Origin of the sequence: Bradyrhizobium sp. NBAIM08 (genome assembly GCF_020193935.1) — a bacterium.
Lineage (GTDB): Bacteria > Pseudomonadota > Alphaproteobacteria > Rhizobiales > Xanthobacteraceae > Bradyrhizobium > Bradyrhizobium yuanmingense.
Genome location: NZ_JADYVR010000253.1, coordinates 1 through 458, shown reverse-complemented (window position 1 = coordinate 458; position 458 = coordinate 1). Strand labels below are relative to the sequence as shown.

Sequence of the window (458 nt, the reverse complement as noted above, 5' to 3'; positions counted from 1 at the left end):
GCAGGGAGGATTTTTTGACTGTAAGCGCCGAAGAGTTGAAAAAGCAGCTTACCTGGCTGAAAAAGCATTACAAATTTGTTACCCTCCGCGAGGTCGTTGACCATGTGGAAACCGGTAAAGCCTTACCGGAAAAGGGTGTATTGATAACCTTTGATGACGGCTATGAGAATAACTATACCCTGGCATATCCGGTTTTCAAGCAAATGGGTATTCCTTTCTCCATTTTCCTTGTTGGTAATTTCCTTCACAAGAAAGTGAATTATGACGGCATACAGCAGCAATTCCTGCGCCTGGAACAATTGCACCACATGCATGGACTGGTGCAATACGGCTACCATGGATTTAACCATGAAAACCTCATGGACCTGCCGCAAGCGCAATGGGAGGAGGAAATAAAAAAAGGAAAAGAAATATCGAATGCCTTTTCCTTAACTTTTGAAAATGCATGGGCATATACC

At 43.4% G+C, this 458-nt stretch carries 1 protein-coding gene; it reads left to right on the top strand.

The window, feature by feature from the left end:
• Window positions 1–14 precede the first annotated feature (14 nt).
• The coding region (locus tag I6F37_RS39355) for a polysaccharide deacetylase family protein (protein ID WP_225154280.1) at window positions 15–458 on the top strand (444 nt) is incomplete at its 3' end.